The sequence below is a fragment of the Lysinibacillus sp. Y5S-8 genome (assembly GCF_036894365.1).
Taxonomy (GTDB): Bacteria; Bacillota; Bacilli; order Bacillales_A; family Planococcaceae; genus Lysinibacillus; species Lysinibacillus fusiformis_D.
Genome location: NZ_CP145889.1, coordinates 2775212 through 2793459, shown reverse-complemented (window position 1 = coordinate 2793459; position 18248 = coordinate 2775212). Strand labels below are relative to the sequence as shown.

18 protein-coding genes are annotated in these 18248 nt (G+C 38.8%); 15 read left to right on the top strand and 3 right to left on the bottom strand.

What is annotated here, in order from left to right; translation table 11 throughout:
- The first annotated feature begins 7 nt into the window (after positions 1–7).
- The gene (locus V6670_RS13540) at positions 8–574 is read left to right on the top strand and encodes an NADPH-dependent FMN reductase (protein WP_141903655.1); all 567 of its coding nucleotides are present in this window, start codon (positions 8–10) and stop codon (positions 572–574) included.
- A gap of 59 nt (positions 575–633) precedes the next feature.
- Here the strand turns inward: V6670_RS13540 and V6670_RS13535 are convergent, their stop codons facing one another.
- On the bottom strand, positions 634–1659 hold the full coding sequence (locus V6670_RS13535) for a DUF2332 domain-containing protein (RefSeq protein WP_338651411.1): 1026 nt from the start codon (positions 1657–1659) through the stop codon (positions 634–636).
- A 122-nt stretch (positions 1660–1781) separates the two neighbouring features.
- Here V6670_RS13535 and V6670_RS13530 point away from each other — a divergent pair, with 122 nt between their 5' ends.
- Together V6670_RS13530 and V6670_RS13525 are read left to right on the top strand one after the other, a co-directional pair.
- Positions 1782–2663 (top strand): LysR family transcriptional regulator, encoded by an 882-nt coding sequence (locus V6670_RS13530; protein WP_338651410.1) that lies wholly within the window; start codon positions 1782–1784, stop codon positions 2661–2663.
- A 112-nt stretch (positions 2664–2775) separates the two neighbouring features.
- The gene (locus V6670_RS13525) at positions 2776–3054 is read left to right on the top strand and encodes a DUF1450 domain-containing protein (RefSeq protein ID WP_141903656.1); all 279 of its coding nucleotides are present in this window, start codon (positions 2776–2778) and stop codon (positions 3052–3054) included.
- Positions 3055–3103: 49 nt separating this feature from the next.
- On the opposite strand, the gene namA is transcribed toward V6670_RS13525, so the two are convergent.
- Both namA and proC read right to left on the bottom strand, forming a co-directional pair.
- Complete coding sequence (namA, locus tag V6670_RS13520) at positions 3104–4114, bottom strand: NADPH dehydrogenase NamA (RefSeq protein ID WP_338651409.1); 1011 nt, start codon at positions 4112–4114, stop codon at positions 3104–3106.
- Between the two features lie 48 nt (positions 4115–4162).
- On the bottom strand, positions 4163–4966 hold the full coding sequence (gene proC / locus V6670_RS13515) for a pyrroline-5-carboxylate reductase (protein ID WP_141903658.1): 804 nt from the start codon (positions 4964–4966) through the stop codon (positions 4163–4165).
- A gap of 347 nt (positions 4967–5313) precedes the next feature.
- Between proC and V6670_RS13510 the strand changes: the two genes are divergently transcribed.
- From V6670_RS13510 to V6670_RS13455, 12 genes are all read left to right on the top strand, one after another.
- The gene (locus V6670_RS13510) at positions 5314–6303 is read left to right on the top strand and encodes an MBL fold metallo-hydrolase (RefSeq protein WP_186436110.1); all 990 of its coding nucleotides are present in this window, start codon (positions 5314–5316) and stop codon (positions 6301–6303) included.
- An 8-nt stretch (positions 6304–6311) separates the two neighbouring features.
- The gene (locus V6670_RS13505) at positions 6312–7067 is read left to right on the top strand and encodes an SDR family NAD(P)-dependent oxidoreductase (protein ID WP_338651408.1); all 756 of its coding nucleotides are present in this window, start codon (positions 6312–6314) and stop codon (positions 7065–7067) included.
- A gap of 108 nt (positions 7068–7175) precedes the next feature.
- Positions 7176–7970 (top strand): MerR family transcriptional regulator, encoded by a 795-nt coding sequence (locus V6670_RS13500; RefSeq protein ID WP_141903661.1) that lies wholly within the window; start codon positions 7176–7178, stop codon positions 7968–7970.
- 78 nt (positions 7971–8048) lie between these two features.
- Entirely contained in the window at positions 8049–8858 is an 810-nt protein-coding gene (locus V6670_RS13495; protein WP_141903662.1) for a type II CAAX endopeptidase family protein, read from the top strand.
- 279 nt (positions 8859–9137) lie between these two features.
- Positions 9138–10331, top strand: a complete 1194-nt coding sequence (locus V6670_RS13490) for an argininosuccinate synthase (protein ID WP_058844532.1) — start codon at positions 9138–9140, stop codon at positions 10329–10331.
- A gap of 80 nt (positions 10332–10411) precedes the next feature.
- Positions 10412–11791, top strand: a complete 1380-nt coding sequence (gene argH / locus V6670_RS13485) for an argininosuccinate lyase (protein WP_141903663.1) — start codon at positions 10412–10414, stop codon at positions 11789–11791.
- A 204-nt stretch (positions 11792–11995) separates the two neighbouring features.
- Entirely contained in the window at positions 11996–12373 is a 378-nt protein-coding gene (locus V6670_RS13480) for a carboxymuconolactone decarboxylase family protein (protein ID WP_036120128.1), read from the top strand.
- 555 nt (positions 12374–12928) lie between these two features.
- Complete coding sequence (locus V6670_RS13475; RefSeq protein ID WP_036120131.1) at positions 12929–13306, top strand: GntR family transcriptional regulator; 378 nt, start codon at positions 12929–12931, stop codon at positions 13304–13306.
- Positions 13307–13313: 7 nt separating this feature from the next.
- The gene (locus V6670_RS13470) at positions 13314–14393 is read left to right on the top strand and encodes a DUF5808 domain-containing protein (RefSeq protein WP_338651407.1); all 1080 of its coding nucleotides are present in this window, start codon (positions 13314–13316) and stop codon (positions 14391–14393) included.
- Positions 14394–14406: 13 nt separating this feature from the next.
- Complete coding sequence (locus tag V6670_RS13465) at positions 14407–15687, top strand: alpha/beta fold hydrolase (protein ID WP_141903667.1); 1281 nt, start codon at positions 14407–14409, stop codon at positions 15685–15687.
- Positions 15688–15698: 11 nt separating this feature from the next.
- Positions 15699–16016 (top strand): DUF3784 domain-containing protein, encoded by a 318-nt coding sequence (locus tag V6670_RS13460; protein WP_338651406.1) that lies wholly within the window; start codon positions 15699–15701, stop codon positions 16014–16016.
- Positions 16017–16178: 162 nt separating this feature from the next.
- Positions 16179–18152 (top strand): AraC family transcriptional regulator, encoded by a 1974-nt coding sequence (locus V6670_RS13455; RefSeq protein WP_338651405.1) that lies wholly within the window; start codon positions 16179–16181, stop codon positions 18150–18152.
- Positions 18153–18248: the final 96 nt, after the last annotated feature.

The window sequence follows — 18248 nt, the reverse complement described above, 5'->3', positions numbered from 1 at the left end:
CTCATCCATGAAAATTGTCGCGCTTGCGGGTTCTATTGTCGGCTCTAAAACAAGAACAGCAACACAGAAAATAGTTGAGATGTTACAAGAGAAATACCCACAGCATGAAGTAGCATTACTGGATCTTGCTGACTATCAACTAGTTTTTAGTGATGGACGTAATTACTTCGACTACGAAGGCGATACAAAATATGTGACAGAAACCATTATGGCTGCAGATGCAATTGTTATTGGGACGCCAACATTCCAAGCATCGATTCCAGCGACATTAAAAAATATCTTTGACCTTTTACCTGTCAATGCCTTCCGCGATAAAGTCGCCAGTGTCATTGTGACAGCGGGTACATCCAAGCATTATTTAATGGTGGAACAGCAACTAAAGCCGATACTTGCTTATATGAAAGCGCACATCGTTCCGACCTATGTATTTATAGAAGAAAAGGATTTTTTACGCAAAGAAATTGTTAACGATGATGTCCTTTTCCGACTAGAACGGTTAGCAGAGGATACAGTCATGGTAGCAGATGCCTTTGCAGAAATTCGGGTAAAAAAAGATGCAGAATATGATTTTTAAAGATTAATAGATGAAACGCTGTGTAAGTAGTCTGACACAGCGTTTTTTTTGCGTCTAAGCTAACTATTTGACCATTCAAACCATCGTGCATGCCCATCTGGACGCGCCATTGTACGGATGGATATGATAGTACCTTGATCTATAAAATCTTGATGAAGTTTTGTATCAAATAAATTGTTATAGCAATGATAAAGAGGCCTCCCCATGCTAATTTCTTTTAATTGCTCTATTAATTTATGACGTAATTCAATGGGGATTTGATTTGCGACATGTGTATGATAAATCACTAACATCGCCTCTTGCTCAATTATTCGACTAAGCTTTTTAATCAGTTGAATTGCATCCCCTTTTATTAACTGAATATCTAATTGATTGATGATGGGAAGGGCCTGTTGGAATAATATTCTACGTTCATGATGTTCAGGCCAAATTAACGCTTGAAGCCATTGACTTTCTACTTTATTTCCAAGATTAATTGGGTTTAAATCGATCCCTATTCTTTGACAAACAATAGGAGATTGGGAAAGGGAGGTAGGCAGTGTTTCACCACGATTTTCCGAGAATAACATATAATCATTTTCCGTATTGATAATGGATAATTGTTGATTGTAGCAATAATTGTAGTGATCCATACCAAGCTGAAGCCCTGCACTTGCGCCTATTTCAATGAAAGCCAACGGTTGTTGATGTTTGGCATAGATTTCAGTCATCATTGGGTAGAGATAGGCACAACGTCGAATTTCATTTGTTTGTACAAGCTTTTCTTGAAACAATGTCGTTAATTCATTTGTATGTGATAGTACGAATGCTTTGAAAATAGGGAACACCTCCTGTATTGGATGAGGGGAGGGTGTTAAAGATGCATAATAATTGGTCAAAGGATCATTGGATGTAGCTAATAAATAATGAACAGCTGCCAACAATAAATTGGGCGCAGGCTGATCCTGTGGGATTAAGGAGGCAATGTCTAACAAATCTTCATCATTGGCAATTTTAGTAGCTAAATGTTCATACAGGGGGCTTGAGCCTTGACATTCCTGTTGAGCAAACATCTGAAATTGACGACTTAATATAGTGTGCGGCATATGATTCTCTCCTTTTTACATACATAATCAAGTTCATCATCAGTCTAATCTTATTGTATAATTTAGTAAATTAAATATATTTAATAAATTTAATTAATATTTTTAATCACTGAGGTGAGATTTTGGAATATAAATGGTTACAATCTTTTATCGTCGCAGCCCAGACTTGTAATTTTCGTACAGCAGCGGAACAACTTCATTTATCTCAACCAAGTATTACGGTTCATATTCAGCAGTTAGAAGAATTTCTGCATGTACAATTATTTAAGCGCGAAAAAAATCGTGTGCAATTAACAGACGCTGGAAAGCTTTTTCAAGTAGAGGCACAGCAAATGGTCAATCAGTGGGAACAAAGCATTGAACGTATTCGATTAGCAAGTAAAGGTATTCAAGAAAAAATCATTATGGCTATGACCCCGTTAATGGTTGAAACGATTCTGCCGCATGTGATCTATCAATTTATCAATGACAATCCTTCACTTGAGATATCAATTTTAGTAGAGGATTCAGCTAAAATAGAGGATTTAGTCAATCAAGATCAAGCTCATATTGGTATTTCATTATTACCAACACGTTATCGACATTGGCATCAAGAGCTGCTGATTGATAGTCCATTAGAGTTAGTAATCCCCCTAGATGCCTATGATGATGAAACAGGCACTTATATTGATTATGAGGAGTTATTTCAAACGTATACTTTATTTACGCATCATCATCCAACAATTTGGGGAGAGCTATTACGTAAATTAAGAGAAACATATATTTTAACGAAGCAAGTATCCATTTCTCAATCTTATGTGGTAAAAAGGCTAATAAAGGATGGGTTGGGGATGTCGTTTTTACCTCGTATGATTGTGAGAAAAGAACGGATGGAGGGACGGTTTAATATAGTTCCTTTTGAAGATTTCCCATTACCGAGTGTACCCGTATACCTCTTTTATAAGGAATCTACACAAGTACCAGATGGATTATTAGATTTATTGCAAACAAGAAATTATTTATAATTCACAAGATGGTCAAAAATGATTTTGAAATGATGCTGTTCAGTGTAAGGGTTTTCATAGACTTTGTCGAATTGTGGTATGATCGTTTTTAAAGAGTAGGAGGTCAATAAACATGGTATTTTCTCTATTTAAAAAAAAGAAAGAACCACAGCAGCTAAAAAATAGAGTGGAGTTTTGTATCACTAATTTATCACTTGGTGCGGCAGATGCGTATGATGAATTAGTAGAACGGGATGATATTGAGATAGAGGAATCTGGTTGTACATCTCACTGTGAAATCTGTGAGCAAAGTATTTTTGCGCTAGTTAATGGAGAAGTCGTGACAGCAGAAGACGCGGAGACATTGGTGCAGGCTATTGATGAAGAATTAAAACAAAACCCACTTTTCTAATGAAAAAACAGCTTGCGGGATAACAAGCTGTTTTTTACTGGAAATCAATTTACCAACCACGCACGTATTGTACGGGAGGTTGCACTTCTTCGCCTAATTCTTTAGCCGCATGAAGTGGCCAATAAGGGTCTCGTAATAAAACGCGTGCTAAGAAAATTAAATCTGCGCGATTATTTTGGAGAATTTCTTCCGCTTGAACAGCTGTTGTAATAAGTCCAACTGCGCCAGTAGGGATGTTTGCCCCATGCTTAATGGCCTCTGCATGCGATACTTGATAGCCTGGAAAGACATGAATAGCTGCTGGTACAACACCGCCTGTTGATACATCAACCAAATCAACACCTTGAGATTTCATCCAGCGACTAAAAACAATAAAATCTTCCATTGTTGTGCCATCCTCAGCGTAATCTTCTGCAGATACACGTACCAATAATGGTCCATCCCACACACTGCGAATCGCATCGATAACTTGACGAAGGATACGATAACGGTTTTCCTGTGAACCACCGTATTGATCTTGACGTTTATTTGTCGCAGGTGATAAAAACTCGCTAATTAAATAGCCGTGTGCACCATGAATCTCGAGCACATCAAAGCCAGCCTTTGTGGCACGAACAGCTGCTTGTTTAAACGCTTCTATTACATAAAGAATGTCCTCTTCTGTCATTTCTGTTGGTGTTTTATAGTCTGAGCTAAAGGCAATAGCTGATGGAGCAAAAATTTCGCCATCCACCGTTGCTTTGCGACCTGCATGTGCAAGCTGGATGCCTGTTTTAGCGCCGTAAGCCTTCATCCCTTCAACTAGTTGACTTAATCCTTCAATATGTGCATCATCCCAAATGCCTAAATCCTTATTTGAGATGCGGCCTTCTGGCACAACAGCAGTAGCTTCCAAGATGATTAACCCAACTTGACCAGCTGCTCGTGTCGCATAATGGACTAAATGAAAAGGTGTTACCATGCCATCGTCTTGTGCTGAATACATGCACATAGGTGCCATAACAACGCGATTTTTTAAGGAAATGGATTGTAATGCATATGGTTCGAATAATTTACTCAAAATAAAGCCCCCTAATTCCTAGTGATATACTCTATTTTGCACATAATATTAACCATTTGCAAGTGAACGAGATCGAGCTTCCGCTTCTTTAATACATGCTTCGATGGCTTCATTAAATTGATATTGCTCTAGTGCCTGAATACCAGCCTCCGTTGTACCGCCAGGGCTCGTTACTTTTTTCCGCAAAACATCTGGTTCATCTACCGATTGCTTGAGCATTTCAGCAGTACCTGCCAGTGTTTGAGTCATTAGTAATCGTACAGTATCTTTGGAGAGACCAACTTTTGTTCCTACTCTTTCAAAGGCTTCCATTAAATAATAAATATACGCAGGACCACTACCAGAAAGGGCTGTAACTGCATGCAATTGATCCTCATCGACTTCAATAACGGAGCCGACAGCCTCTAATAACTGGAGGAAAAGAATACGCTGTGCCGCCGATACCTCGTTATTGAATGCTATCCCACTTGCTGACATACCGATTGTGGCAGATGTGTTAGGCATCACCCGTGCAATTGGACGACTCCCTAAAAATTCAGTAATCGTCTCAATAGCAATACCGGCTAGAATCGACAGAACGGCAGAGTGCGTTGTAATTTTAGGTTTTAAATCGCGCATAGCTGCAACAGCATCTTTTGGCTTCATCGCTAAAATGATAAGATCTGCCTGTTGATAAATGGCTTGATCAAACAGGCACTGGACTCCATATGTTTCGTGTAAGAAATGTAAACGTTCTTTGTCAGAGCGATTGGTGACGTAGATTTCCTGTGGTGTAAACACCTTTTGCTTTATCCAGCCCTGCATCAATGCTTCTGCCATTGAGCCTGCACCGATAAATACTATTTTTTTCATGAACAAAACCTCCAGTTCAAAATAAAAAAGCGCTCTCGTCCTTATCTCGAAGGACGAAAACGCTCTCGTTTCCGCGGTACCACCTTTGTTTGCCAATTATTGGCACAACTCTTAGCCCTCTTATCGCAAGGGAAACGGTTATGTTTGCATAACTGCTCAGAAGTAGGTTCGGTAATGGGAGCGGGTGATGTTACTCTCAGCAAATGTAACACTCTCTAACACCTTCACCAGTTACGTACTCGGCTTCTTCAACGCACAAAAATAATTAGATTATTCAAAATTATAGTGAGGAATTAGCAAACTGTCAACAGGAGGATGACGAAAACAGAAAAAACTTGTAAAATAGAATGAATCAGTATTCACTAGCTCGTAAAAAGGGGGAGACAACTTTGTCTATAGTCAAAATAGAAATTCCAACACCCTATGAAGTAGGAGATGTCAATGCATTTATTGTAAAAGGCGATGCACTCAGCATTTTTGATGTTGGACCAAAAACGATGGAAGCCTACGATGCTTTGAAATGGGGAATTCGAGCAGCTGGCTTTGACATGCGAGATATTGAACAGGTTGTGTTAACCCACCATCATCCTGACCATGCAGGATGGGTCGATGCCTTTCCACATGCAGAAATTTTGGGGCATGCCTATAATGATAAATGGCTTCGTCATGATGAAGCGTTTTTAAGCTATCACGAGCAATTTTACAGTGAGCGTTTATTAGAGCATGGGGTACCACAAGAATATATTACAAAAAGTGTACATGTTCGTCGTGAATTAGAGCTTGTGGGTGAACGCCCATTAACACAAATTTTGGTGGATGGAGATGAAGTGCCTGGTCATCCAGGATTAAAGGCAATTGAAACATTAGGTCACGCACAAAGCCATTTTATTTTCTGGGATGAAAAAACGCATCATGTTATTGGGGGCGATTTATTACTCGAAAAAATAACGCCCAATCCATTAATCGAGCCACCATTAGATCGTACATTAGGACGTCCAAAATCCTTACTGCAATACAATGCATCACTCGAAATTCTACGCCAATTACCCATCAAAATGATGCACACAGGGCATGGGGCCGATTTAGAGGATATTCCTTATTTAATTGATAAACGATTAGAGCGCCAGCATCAGCAATCATTGAAAGTTAATGAGTTGCTAGGTGACGATCAATTAACGGTTGTACAAGTAACAAAACGCTTGTATCCAGCCATATTCCAGCATCAGCTAGGATTAACCTTGTCTAAAACACTAGGACATTTAGATTATTTAGAAGCCAATGATTATATTAAATCAACGAAGACCGAAGCAGGTATCTATTTATTTCAAAGGAAGTAGGTTTACACATGGATAAATATAAAAAGACGATCTTCGTAACAGGTGCAACAAGTGGTGTAGGCTTAAAAACGACAGAATTACTTGTAGCTCAAGGGCATACAGTTTATGCCACGGGTCGTAATGCTGTTGCACTAAAGGTGCTAGAACGTTTAGGAGCTCACGTTATCCAAGCTGATTTAACCAATTTACATACACTCGATGATGTTTGTTCACAGCTTCCACCCATTGATGTGGCGATTCTTTCAGCAGGTGTAGGGAAATTTGCTGTAGCACCTGCTTTAAAGGATGGGGATATTGCTCAAATGATTGAATTGAATGTAAGTGTACCGATTTACCTTGCCAAACGATTAGCCTCTGCAATGATGACACAACAGCATGGTCATCTAATTTTTATTGGGTCACAGGCAGGAAAGGTGGCAACACCGAAAGCGAGTGTTTATGCTGCTACCAAGCATGCCATTGTCGGTTTCACGAATGGACTTCGTATGGAGTTAGCTCCATACAATGTGAAAGTAACCGCCATCCACCCAGGTCCCATCGATACTCCATTTTTAGATAAGGCAAATGATGCAAGTGGCTACAGGGAGTCCTTAGGAAGATTTTTATTATCAGCAGAAGAAGTGGCACAAGCTACAGTTCAAACAATTGACCGTCCAGTTCGTGAGGTAAATTTACCAAGGATCATGGGATTATCGAGTAAATTATATGCACTCGCACCTGCAACCATTGAATTTCTAGGCAAATCATTTTTCAATAAAAAGTAGCAACAATTAGACTGTCGCCATGCTCCCTATGCATGGCGACAGTTTTTTTCATACTTACCTGAAATTGTTGATATAGTAGGGAAGATGAAGCTAAAAAAGGAGAATACAATGTACACTATTGGACAAGTTGCTAAATTTTTAGGCATTTCTAGAGATACGATAAAATTTTACGAAGAAAAGGGATTGGTAAAGCCTCAGCAAAATAAAGGAAATGGCTATAGAAGCTATACCCATTTTGATATCTATGACCTAACAACGGTCAATTTTTATCGAGAAATTGATTTGGAAATCAAAATAATACAGGAATTAAGAAGAGGCGAGAGTATCGAGGGCATTCGCTCATTATTAGAAGAAAAAGAGCAGGAAATGTTGGAGGAGATTGCCTATAAAAAACGACAATTAAAAAAGTTACAAAGGGTCAAGGAAGATTGCGAAAAAATTAAACGATGTTTAGGAACATACAGTATAAAAGAAATGAAACCACTAGAGATAATGGGAGAAATAGATCATTATACAGCTTATGATGAATATGACATTCTAAAAGAAAACACCAATAGTTTAAAAAAAGCAGTGGTCCTTACATCATTAAGAAGAGTAATACGGTTTAATGATGAAGGGATACTAGAAGAACAATTTATAATTACCAGAAAAGTTGAAGATGATGACAAGGCAATAGCTGGGGAAATTCGAGCCTATCCAAAATGTCTTTATACAATCATTGAAGATGGTAGATGGTCTACAGGTGGTAAAAATACGGATGATCAAGTGGAAGCCAGTATGAGAAAAGTAGCCGAGGAAATGGGCTATGAGCTGTTAGGGCTTGTGTATATCAATCTACTGCTAGTTACGTATGAAGAAGGGCTGGAACGTATTTTTTTAGAAATGTATGTGCCAATAAAGTAAAAATAGAGATAGATGATTGACCTGTGAGCAACCCCCAGGTTTATGCTGAAGTTCAGTGCAATGAAATGGGGGATCAACATGAATAGAAATAAGAAGCTAAAAAGACCTGTAGCGAGTTTTATTGTCTTAACCAATGTCATTTTTTGGCCGCTTTTTTGTCTTGTAGGAGCTGTCAAGCTGTTAGGGTTTCCAACATGGGTTTTCGATGTAATACGCTGTCTATCAGCATGGTCATCAACCTTTGCCTTCACTATATTATTTCCAAAAATATATCCTGGGCAGAGCTTCCTACACTTTGTGAAACAAAAATTTAAGAATAGGTTGAACGGATCGGTGATTTTTTCAGTGCTGATGATTCAAGTCGTCATTTTTATTATTATTTTGAGTCTAGTTATGAATAATCATCAAACAGACTCTATTTTTACAATCTCTTCTTGGGTTATACTGAGCTATTACTTTTTTAGAAATCTTTTATCAGGACCATTAGGTGAAGAATTGGGATGGAGGGGTTTTGCCCTGCTGGAGCTTCAAAAGAAGTATTCCGCATTAGTCGCATCTATCATCATCGGGTTTTGGTGGGGGCTATGGCATTTACCGATATGGCTTACGACAGGCTTTATGGGTATGGACTTACTCCAATATAGTGGCTTCTTTATGATAGCCATCATAGCGACGAGTATTATTATGGCAGGATTTTATAATATCAATCAGAATTTAATCATCCCCATCATCATTCACCAATTCTTTAATTTTTTTATTGGTTTAGTGAATGGGCATATCGTTGATTTAATGATGTATAATGCCATTTTATATTCAGTAGCCGCCCTGTTATTGATCATCATTAATCCAAAGAATGCATTGTATAAGACACAATCAATTAAATCGTGAAAAAAAGAATCCCGTTTTCTATGGGGTTCTTTTTTATTGATACATTTATATAGTATACATTTATGCCTTTAGTGAAAAAATGTTTATTCGAGTAAATATTCATACTTTCTCCAATGATTTGATGGTTTGGCTGACGTTCGCTTAACTAGTAAAATAAATGTCTATGAATTTATAAAAATACACTTGTATTTATTTTTATAACATGATACTATTCGTGTATAAACTTTTAAATGAATGTATAAAAATACATATCGATAGAGCAATGGAGGCGCATTTTTAATGGCAAATAAAAAAGTTGTATTAGCTTACTCAGGCGGACTTGATACTTCGGTAGCAATTCCATGGTTAAAAGAACAGGGTTGGGATGTAATCGCGGTATGTCTTGACGTTGGTGAAGGGAAAGACCTTGAATTCGTAAAAAATAAAGCTCTTCAAGTAGGAGCTATTGAATCTTATATGGTAGATGCAAAGGATGAATTTGCTGAAAATTATGCATTAATTTCATTACAAGCCCATACTTGGTATGAACAAAAATATCCATTAGTATCAGCACTTTCTCGCCCACTAATCTCAAAAAAATTAGTAGAGATTGCGAACCAAGTCGGTGCGGATGCCGTTGCACATGGTTGCACAGGAAAAGGTAATGACCAAGTTCGTTTTGAAGTGTCTATTAAAGCATTAAATCCTGATCTAGAAGTATTAGCACCAGTACGTGAATGGGGCTGGAGTCGTGACGAGGAAATTGAATATGCGATGAAACATAATGTACCAATTCCAGCAACATTGGATTCACCATTTTCAATTGACCAAAATTTATGGGGACGTGCCAATGAAGCAGGAATTATGGAAGATCCATGGGTATCTCCACCAGAGGAAGCTTACGGCTTAACTGTTTCTGTTGAAAATGCACCAAATGAAGCAGAATATGTGGAGATCGAGTTTATAGCTGGTAAACCAGTAGCATTAAACGGAAAAGAAATGAAGCTAGCGGATTTAATTCAAGAATTAAACGCAGTAGCAGGTGCGCATGGTGTAGGACGTATCGACCATGTAGAAAATCGTCTCGTTGGTATTAAATCACGTGAGGTTTATGAAATACCAGGAGCAAAAGTGCTATTAACAGCGCATAAAGAGCTTGAAGATTTAACACTTGTAAAAGAATTAGCACACTTCAAGCCAGTGATTGAGAAAAAATTATCTGAATTAATTTACGATGGGTTATGGTTCTCGCCATTACGTGATGCACTTGAAGCATTCCTTGCACAATCACAGCAATATGTAAATGGTACAGTACGTGTGAAACTGTTCAAGGGGCATGCGATTGTAGAAGGACGTAAATCACCAAATTCACTATACAATGAAAAGCTAGCAACATACTCGAAGGAAGATCAATTCAATCACGCTTCCGCTGTAGGCTTTATCGAGTTATGGGGTCTACCAACTGTAGTGAACTCATCTGTTAATAAAAAATAATATTTAACAAGCGAGGTGTGGGAAGGCATTATGCTTTCACTACACCTTTCAATAAGAAATAAAGGAAAAGGTGAGCTGACATGACAAAACTTTGGGGTGGACGTTTCCAAAAATCAGCAGAAGCATGGGTAGACGAATTTGGGGCATCCATTGGCTTTGATCAGCAACTTGTGCTAGAGGACCTTGAAGGTAGTGTTGCACATGTCACAATGCTTGGTGCAACAGGAATTTTACCTGTAGCTGACGTAGAGGCCATACTAGGTGGTCTTGCCCAATTAAAAGAAAAGGCAATCGCAGATGAGCTTGAATTTAGCGTTGCCAATGAAGATATACACTTAAATTTAGAAAAGATGCTGATTGATTTAATTGGTCCTGTTGGTGGCAAGCTACATACAGGTCGTAGCCGTAATGACCAGGTCGCGACGGATATGCATCTTTTTTTGAAAAAGCGTGTGCAGGAAGCAATTGATTTAATCGTGACGTTTCAACAAACATTAGTAGAGAAAGCTCAGGAACATATTGAAACGATTGCGCCTGGTTATACACATTTACAACGTGCCCAGCCAATATCCTTTGCACATCATTTAATGGCGTACTTTTGGATGCTAGAGCGTGATAAACAACGCTTTACAGAATCCATAAAGCGCATTGATATTTTGCCATTAGGGGCAGGGGCTATGGCGGGAACGACTTTCCCAATCGACCGCTTAAAATCCGCAGAATTACTTGGCTTTAGTGAGGTATATGCCAACTCCATGGACGCTGTGAGTGATCGTGATTTTATTGTGGAATTTTTAAGTAATGCATCCTTGTTAATGGCGCATTTATCACGCTTTGCTGAGGAAATTATTATTTGGTCTACAGATGAATTTAAATTTATTGAATTGGATGATGCCTTCTCTACAGGTTCTTCCATTATGCCACAAAAGAAAAACCCTGATATGGCAGAGCTCATTCGTGGGAAAACAGGGCGCGTTTACGGGAATCTAATGGGCTTATTAACCGTGTTAAAGGGCACACCTTTAACGTATAACAAAGATATGCAGGAGGATAAAGAAGGCATGTTCGATACTGTGCATACCATTCTTGGTTCACTGAAAATCTTTGAAGGCATGATTCGTACAATGACCGTCAATACAGAACGTTTGCATCAAGCTGTCCATGCTGATTTTTCAAATGCAACAGAGCTAGCAGATTATCTTGCGACAAAAGGTATGCCATTCCGTGAGGCACATGAGGTGACAGGGAAGCTTGTCTTCACATGTATTCAAAAGGGGATTTACTTATTAAATTTACCACTGGAAGAAATGCAGCAGGAAAGTGCACTAATTGAAGCAGATATTTATGATGTGTTAGCGCCAGAAGCGGCTGTTCGACGCCGTCATTCCTTAGGTGGAACCGGCTTCGATCAAGTGAAGATCCAAATTGACAAAGCAAAAGCCTGTCTTATAGAACATTAATTGTTGCGTGCATGTCCTTGTGACTTTTGCATAGATATTCATTAAAGCTGTCCAGTGAGGCACTATGAAAACCTATATCCTTTTTCAACTAAGCCAGAGGGTGACGTGAAAAAGAGACCCTTACATACGTGAAGGACAATCCCCAATTCTGGAGACGCGGAATTGGGGTTTTTGTATAAGAAAATGGTGGGAGGGATCCGGTAAATGAATGAGCGTTTTACAAAGGGGCTTGACACAATCAAACAATATATGACTGAGGAAGAAGTAACACAGATGATTACATCCGATCCATTAGCCGATGTGGCACCCGATTTACGCAAAATGATTATTGAATTTGCTTATGGTGATGTCTATGCACGACCAGGATTGGAGGCCAAAAATCGAGCACTTGTCGTGATAACAGCAGTTGTCACACAAGGTGCTGCGCCGCAAACCAAAACCCATATCCAACGAGGGTACCATGCAGGCTTAACACAGACAGAAATTGTCGAGGCTCTGTTACAATTAGTGCCCTACATCGGTTTTCCAAAAGTGCAAAATGCCTTAACCATTGCACAGCAAGTCTTTGCAGAAAAAATTTGAAGCATGAATAAAAAATCAGGCAATGGTTCATAATAAGTTCGGAAACACTTATTAATCTAATATGATGGGGAGGATGCAGAATGAGTAATAGTCAAACACCCAAAGACCAAGAATCTCAGGAAAGTCCGCCACAACTGGTTAAGGTTGAAGCTTCTTAAAACTTAAGCCTAAAGGTGAAACAGAATTGATCTGCTTCGCTGTAGATTAAGTTGAAGCGTAAACCTACTAGTAAAAAATCAAATAGAAGCAATAAGTGTCCACGGATCCAGAATTATTCTGGGTCCTTTTTGTGGTTTTACTGTTAACAATCTAATTGAGGGTGAGAAGCAGAGAGAAAGGCGCTCCTACTAGGGTAATAGCATTCATAAGGGAGGAAAAATGCACTCACCCAAGCCAAGACTCCACCCCTTTCAAAGGTAAACATCATATAAGACATTCACATAGGTGAGTTAGTCACCTTCACCATTACCTTCATTTGACATTTTAAAAAATCTGTATTACTCTATACATAACAGATTCTGTTTGGGTATTAATAATACAGATTGGAGGAGCGATATGCAAATACGGTTAGATCCAAATAGTGAATTGCAGCTTTATAAGCAATTAGCCAATCAATTAATTGAATTCATCGCAAAAGGTGAGCTGAAAAATGGTGATACATTACCAGCAGTGCGTGCGATGGCTACGGATTTAGGTATCAATGTAAGCACAGTGAGTAAGAGCTACCATGAACTCGAGGAAAAAGGGTTAATCGAATTAAAACCGAAAGCGAAGGCAGTCATTATTGGTGGGCAAAAGCGAGAGCTGGAAGAAACAGAGGTTGAAAAAGTGGAAAATGCTTTAAAGCCAATTATGGCGGAAGCTTTTGCACGTGGGTTTGAAAAAGAACAAATAACAAGTTTGTTCCAGCGAATTTTAAAACAATGGAAGTAGGGGTAGTATGCTTATAATAGTAGGCATCTTTATCATTGTCGGTATTTTGGAAACCATGACACCACATTTAACAAGAAAAACGAATGTTTTTGGTGTTTCGATACCAGAACCTTATGTCAAGCATCCTCAATTACAGCTTTGGAAGAAGCGTTATAGTCAAATTATCGGAGGAATTGCAGGCTTATTTTTACTAGGTCAAATCGGATTCTCTTTGTCGCCTATGCAAGAGGAGAAAACGTCTTTAATCTCCTTTATCCTTTTGTATGTCATGCTCCTGCTATCATCTGGTCTTTACATGAGTTACCATGTTAAAACGAAAAATTTAAAGGGACAGGAACAATGGGAAACAAACATCAAAACGGTGCATGTAACAGACTTAACAATCCGCCAAAAAGATGAAACACTATCGCCCTTATTTTTTAGTTTACCTATCATCATGACACTGGCATTGATTGTTTTTACGTACATGAATTATGAGACCATTCCAGCAATTTTTGCCACGCATTGGAATGGTGCAGGGGAGGCGGATGGTTGGACTGAAAAAACTAGGCTCTCCGTCATCAGTATGCCACTGATATTATTAGCGATACAAATTAGCTTTTTCATCATGGGACAAGGGATGAAAAGTGCCAAAATTCAATTGAGTGCACAGGCTAGAGAAGCATCAGTTCATCGGGAACTGACTCAACGCAAATATGGTAGCTGGTATTTAGCAGCGATTAATTTTAGTATGACGATTCTATTTATTGTTTTACATTATACAACCGTTATTTTACATGACCAAACGGCCCCATACTTTTTCCCCCTTTTTCTTGTCTTTAATATCGTTACATTAGGTGGCTTACTAGTATTAATTTGGAAGCTCAGTAAAAGCAATGAACGTTTTGATGAGGTACATACAAATGAAACAGCTGCGGCAGATGATCAATACTGGAAATGGGGGATTTTTTATTGTAATAAAAACGATCCATCCTTATTAGTGCCGAAAAAATTTGGAATCGGATGGACTGTCAATTTTGCGAATAAATGGAGCTACATCATAATCGGTATTACCTTATTGCCAATTTTATTGGTGATCTTCATATAGAGAGGAAGATTGGATGAAAAAATGGTTATTGTTATGTTGCACATTGTTACTTTTAAGTGCATGTGGACAAAAAGAGGTCACTGCGGACAATCAAGAGACCAAGGGGCAAAGTGCAATGAATGAACAGTTTATCGGAAAATGGGAGGGAAATATTGAAACGCCTAATGGAGCACTGCCAATTATCGTCGATTTACAGAAGGATAGTGGTACATTATCTGTTCCAGCACAAGGTTTATCTAATTTTCCATTTCAAAGTGTCAAGTATACAGATGCCAATGTAAAAGTATCTCTTCATTTGAACGGCTCTGTTATTGCGATAAACGGCATATTAAAAAATGGACAAATAGAGGCTACATTTCAACAAAATGGTGGGAATTTCCCCCTAATTTTAACGGCTTATAAAGAGCAGCCTGTTACCTATGAAAAACTAAAAATTCCTGTTCAACAGGGAGACTTAACAGTTGCTTTACAAAAAGCGAGCACGTCGCCATCGCCTGTCGCTCTCATTATAGCAGGCTCTGGACCAACTGATAAAGATGGTAATTCCGCTCTAGCTGGTAAAAATAATAGCTTAAAAATGCTGGCGGAAGGTTTAGCACAAGAGGGCATTACGACGGTTCGCTATGATAAGCGAGGACTTGGTGATAATCAAGCGCTCTTAACAAAGGAAGAAGATGGGACGTTTGATCAATACGTGGATGATGCAGTACAAATCCTACAAACATTGATGGCAGATAAAGCTTATACAAGTGTACACGTGATTGGTCATAGTGAAGGCTCACTCATTGGTTTGCTAGCAGCTCAAAAAACAGGGGTAGCGTCCTTCGTCTCTATCGCAGGTGCTGGAAGACCATTGGACGTAGTACTGTTAGAGCAATTAAAAGGTCAGTTAGCACCGAAGCTTTACAATGAATCAACGGATATTTTGACAGCTTTAAAGCAAGGCAAGCAAGTGACAACTGCTTCGCCAGAGCTACAAGCCCTCTTCCGTCCATCTGTTCAGCCTTTCCTGATTTCCTTGCTAAAGTACCATCCTGCTGACGAATTGGAGAAAGTAAAAAGCCGTGTATTAATCGTACAAGGAACAACGGATTTACAAGTAAAGGAAGTCGATGCCGAGGCATTAAAGAAAGGCAAACCAGAGGCGAAGCTACTTTATATGGAGGGTATGAACCATGTATTGAAAAAGGCTCCAGCAGATCGTGCAGGAAACTTAGCAACCTATTCAGACCCTTCATTGTCATTACATGAAAAATTACTACCAGCGATTCAGCAATTTATTAATGAAGAGTAGGATGATGAACGATGAGTATCTTTGTATATGGAATTATCATGCTGTTATTTCTGACCTTTGCCATTGTGCTGTCCCAAGGGAAAGGAGCGTTTTTAATCGCAGGATTTAATACGATGCCAGAAGAAGAAGAAAAGCAGTATGATGAGCAAGCATTGGCGAGATTTATGGGGAAAATGATGTATGGCTACTGCTTTTGTGTGCTTTTATGGATTCTTAATGAACTTTTTCATACACAGTGGTTATTTTTTAGTATCGGACTTGTTCTTTTCGTAGCATTGACGATCTTTTTAATGATCTATGTGAACACAGGCAATCGTTTCAAAAAATAAGAAGGATATAAAATGGACTTGGTCAATGCAATGACAAGTCCATTTTGTTTGGCTACATTTGAAGGAAATGCATTTTATCTATGAGAATTATTATCAATTAGTGGGATTTCTGTTAAACTAGAGACATGCTATTGGTTAAACTAGAAGGAGTGCTTGAACTCGATGAAATTAAGTGATCATATACTTTTATGGAATCACGCATACATCAAAATTATGGATGTACGATTGACAATGATGGAGCAGGGAGAGGATTTTGGTCCCTATCGATTGCCGACCAGTGCCTTTCTCTATACAAAAAGAGGGAATGCTCAAATATGGCTGGATAAAAACAGACATCTGGTACATCCGTTCCACGTCCTGCATGCAGGAAAAGGGGTGGATGTAGAGATTGTAGCGGAGAAAGAGTTTGAATACTTTATGATTTTCTATAAGGCAATACTTCCGTTACCTCATCGCCAAGAAATGGTAGCCTTGATGGAAAATCATAATCCTTTCCACTATCAATATGCTTTTGTGCCAGCTCATCCTCTTGCATTACTGGACAAAGCAGAGCAGATGAAGATAGTTTGGCAACAGGCACATGACAAAGAGCTGAAAAATTTACATATAAAATCATTATTCTATCAATTTATCTATGAATTATTGCGGCAAATGCATGGACAGGGGATTCATCCAGTAAAGCCAGATATGGTGGCGCAGGCAGTTCGCTATATAGAGGAACATGCGCATATGCCTCTAACACTAGACATCATAGCGCAAGAGTTAGGCTGTAGCATTGGTTATTTATCAAAACTGTTTAAAGAAAAAATGTATACAAGCCCGATTCATTACTTAGGTGAAATGCGTGTCAATAAAGCAGCGGCTTTACTCGTGCAAACAGATGCTACGTTGCAGGAAATTGCGGAGCATGTCGGTTATCCTGACGGTCATTCCTTGAGCCGAAGCTTTAAACGATACAAGGGTGTATCTCCAGCACAATTTAAAGTGGCATGGAGGCAAAAGCGGCAACTGGAAGATGAAGAATTGCCACTTTGGAAAAGAAGATATGCTATTCTCCCAAAACAATTCGAGTGTTATATTGATGATGAAATTGAAAGTCATTATCAACGAAAGGGAGTAAATGAAATGTCGAAGTACAAAAATATGAAAGTAAAGGCTATGACGTTGTTTATGTGCCTACCATTGCTGCTAGTAGCATGCTCAAATACAAATGGAGCCTCATCATCTGCGACAAATCAAGTGGAATCACAAGCGAATAGTGGACAAGAGGCTGTGCAGGAAGGAAAGACAAGAATTGTTTCGACGCCTAGAGGTGATGTAGAAATTCCAGCACAGCCACAGCGTGTAGCGGCTGATCAATATATGGGGCAGCTTTTAAAGTTAGGAATTATTCCAGTTGGTGTCCGCGAAGGAATGTTAACGGAAGGTTGGATTGAAAAAGCAGGGATTCCTCAAGAAACGCTCGCTAAAATCGAGAATTTAGGTGGCTTCCCAATGAATCCTGAAAAACTCATTATGCTAGAGCCCGATTTAATCATTGGGTCGATTGAGAAAAATATTGAACAATACGAAAAAATCGGCTCTACTGTTTTTATTCCTTACTGGGAAGAGCTTTCGACAGCTGGGCCGTTAGAAAAATTTAGAAGAATTGCTGAAGTATTTGGAAAAGAGCAAGAAGCTGAGTTATGGATAGAAGAATATGAACAGAGGGTAGAAGATGCTCGAAAACAAATCGATGGCATCATTAAAGAAGGTGAAACGGTATCAGTCGTGCAATTAAGCCCTACAGGTTTATTTGTGTTAGCTGCTGAGGGAGGGAATTATGGTAGTAACACCATTTATCAGATGTTGAAATTACCTCCAACAGAGCAAGCTTTAAACATGAAAGAGGGCTTTGAAAATATCTCATTAGAGGTATTGCCACAGTATTTAGGCGATCATGTATTTGTCTATGTCAATTCGCAAGAAGATGCAGAAGAAATTTTGAATAGTCCGATTTGGCAGGGAGCACCTGCTGTTAAAAATGGCAATGTTTATATGTATGGTGAGTTCGATGATGAGTTTGTCATGGAAGATCCTTACTCTTTAGACCTACAACTTGAGAAAATTGTCAAAGTTTTATTGGAGAAAAAATAAAAAGCAAGCAAAAGCTGCATTCATTTTGCAATAAAGTAGAGCTATTTTCTGATGAATGGTCGTTTGTATAAATTCATCCTAGCTGGTCATAATAAA

What these genes read in the sequence shown, in the direction of transcription:
- V6670_RS13540 (WP_141903655.1), top strand. Translation starts at nt 8, where the DNA reads ATGAAAATTGTCGCGCTTGCGGGTTCTATTGTCGGCTCTAAAACAAGA.
- V6670_RS13535 (WP_338651411.1), bottom strand. Translation starts at nt 1,659, where the DNA reads ATGCCGCACACTATATTAAGTCGTCAATTTCAGATGTTTGCTCAACAG.
- V6670_RS13525 (WP_141903656.1), top strand. Translation starts at nt 2,776, where the DNA reads ATGGTATTTTCTCTATTTAAAAAAAAGAAAGAACCACAGCAGCTAAAA.
- proC (WP_141903658.1), bottom strand. Translation starts at nt 4,966, where the DNA reads ATGAAAAAAATAGTATTTATCGGTGCAGGCTCAATGGCAGAAGCATTG.
- V6670_RS13510 (WP_186436110.1), top strand. Translation starts at nt 5,314, where the DNA reads ATGAATCAGTATTCACTAGCTCGTAAAAAGGGGGAGACAACTTTGTCT.
- V6670_RS13505 (WP_338651408.1), top strand. Translation starts at nt 6,312, where the DNA reads ATGGATAAATATAAAAAGACGATCTTCGTAACAGGTGCAACAAGTGGT.
- V6670_RS13500 (WP_141903661.1), top strand. Translation starts at nt 7,176, where the DNA reads ATGTACACTATTGGACAAGTTGCTAAATTTTTAGGCATTTCTAGAGAT.
- V6670_RS13495 (WP_141903662.1), top strand. Translation starts at nt 8,049, where the DNA reads ATGAATAGAAATAAGAAGCTAAAAAGACCTGTAGCGAGTTTTATTGTC.
- V6670_RS13490 (WP_058844532.1), top strand. Translation starts at nt 9,138, where the DNA reads ATGGCAAATAAAAAAGTTGTATTAGCTTACTCAGGCGGACTTGATACT.
- argH (WP_141903663.1), top strand. Translation starts at nt 10,412, where the DNA reads ATGACAAAACTTTGGGGTGGACGTTTCCAAAAATCAGCAGAAGCATGG.
- V6670_RS13480 (WP_036120128.1), top strand. Translation starts at nt 11,996, where the DNA reads ATGAATGAGCGTTTTACAAAGGGGCTTGACACAATCAAACAATATATG.
- V6670_RS13475 (WP_036120131.1), top strand. Translation starts at nt 12,929, where the DNA reads ATGCAAATACGGTTAGATCCAAATAGTGAATTGCAGCTTTATAAGCAA.
- V6670_RS13470 (WP_338651407.1), top strand. Translation starts at nt 13,314, where the DNA reads ATGCTTATAATAGTAGGCATCTTTATCATTGTCGGTATTTTGGAAACC.
- V6670_RS13465 (WP_141903667.1), top strand. Translation starts at nt 14,407, where the DNA reads ATGAAAAAATGGTTATTGTTATGTTGCACATTGTTACTTTTAAGTGCA.
- V6670_RS13460 (WP_338651406.1), top strand. Translation starts at nt 15,699, where the DNA reads ATGAGTATCTTTGTATATGGAATTATCATGCTGTTATTTCTGACCTTT.
- V6670_RS13455 (WP_338651405.1), top strand. Translation starts at nt 16,179, where the DNA reads ATGAAATTAAGTGATCATATACTTTTATGGAATCACGCATACATCAAA.